The organism is Microcoleus sp. N9_B4 (assembly GCF_036701635.1).
GTDB lineage: Bacteria > Cyanobacteriota > Cyanobacteriia > Cyanobacteriales > Microcoleaceae > Microcoleus.
The window spans coordinates 1-1,317 of the sequence record NZ_JAUBRC010000119.1; the positions used below are offsets into that span (position 1 = coordinate 1).

The following is a 1,317-nucleotide window of genomic DNA, read 5'->3' on the forward strand; positions in this document are numbered from 1 at the left end:
CTGACAGGTGTAGGTTTTTTACAACTAGGAGGAGTTACAAGTATAGAAGGCATCTACAGGAGTGTGAGGGAAGGAGATCCAACGCTCAAGATGAATGGTTCGATTGTTGAGTAGATTAGCCATCAAAGTCACAAAGCCGAGAAGAAAGCAAGACAAATGACGCTGTTTTTTGAGGCCCATCGGCTGATTTAAAGCAATATGTCGAGGGGGAAGTTGTTGAAAATTTGAGGCTAGTGATTGATTTTCGTGAGTTCCACCAAGGCTCACCATCCACAAAGTGGCAACAGCCAGCACTAACCACATTCGTTCAGCTCGTTGTGGATCAAGTAAACGGGTATTATGCCATTGCCAGCCATCAGATTTGAGATCGCGGTAAACGCATTCGGTACAAGAACGTAGTCCATACCAAAGAACGTTTGCTTCCTCCGGTTTGAGGTCAGTCAAAATCAACCACGGGTCTTTGTAGCCTAGATCCCAATGAGCTAGGAGTGTACAATCAAGAGGGTTAGTTTTAAAACAGACGACTTGCTGGGATATTGATTGTCCGCCTTGACGAACCAGATGTGCCAGTGGCTCCCATGTCTGGTTCGATGGCAGACGATAGGTTCCTTGATGATTAATACGTAGAAATGGATGCCAGCCCACACTTTTAATCAATTGATAAAGCCAATCAGCATATAGTCCTCGGTCAGCGGCAACTATCACCCTAAAGTTAGCGGGAATCACACCTTCAACTTGAGAAATCAGTTTTTGCCAATGGGGTTTCCAACTTCCTGGCTCTGTCGCTCCGACAATACACCACGCTACAGGAATTCCCGACCCACCCAATAAGATGTTCATCGACAGAACTGTAAATTTATCCCCGATGCTAGTGGCATCCAATGCCAAGGCAATGTCCTCAACATTTTCCGGTAGTAAACTCAGAACCCACAACAGTAATGGAGCAAAACAACTACTCACATCCAACTCACGACGCTTTTTTCCTTTTTTGGCCTTGGCTTCTTGATACCATTCTTTTAATCGCTGACGAACTGTATTTGGCTTTTCTCCGTTGATCTGAGCCAGAGAGTGCGAAACTTGGGTCAAGCTGCTAGATTTGGTCATCACTACACCAAAACTCCAGGTTGCTAACCCAATCGCTTGAGGTATGGACAGGTGAGGCATTTGTTTGGATACAATACATGACCAATCTTTGAGATGCTTATTTTTCAGCATTTAGGTTTTCCCCCAGCCCTGTATTTCCTGCTCATCACCCTTATTGTCGCCTGGTTTAATTGACTTTATACTACCCCGTTGTAAAAAACCTACACCTGTCAG

General features: G+C 44.8%; 1 protein-coding gene. It reads right to left on the bottom strand.

Annotated features, from left to right (window positions below):
• Window positions 1-24: 24 nt before the first annotated feature.
• Complete coding sequence (locus tag QUA43_RS30695) at window positions 25-1,215, bottom strand: transposase (protein ID WP_333379542.1); 1,191 nt, start codon at window positions 1,213-1,215, stop codon at window positions 25-27.
• Between the last annotated feature and the right edge of the window lie 102 nt (window positions 1,216-1,317).

Bases quoted from the DNA above. Each gene is read 5' to 3' on its own strand.
- QUA43_RS30695 (WP_333379542.1), bottom strand. From the start codon at position 1,215: ATGCTGAAAAATAAGCATCTCAAAGATTGGTCATGTATTGTATCCAAA.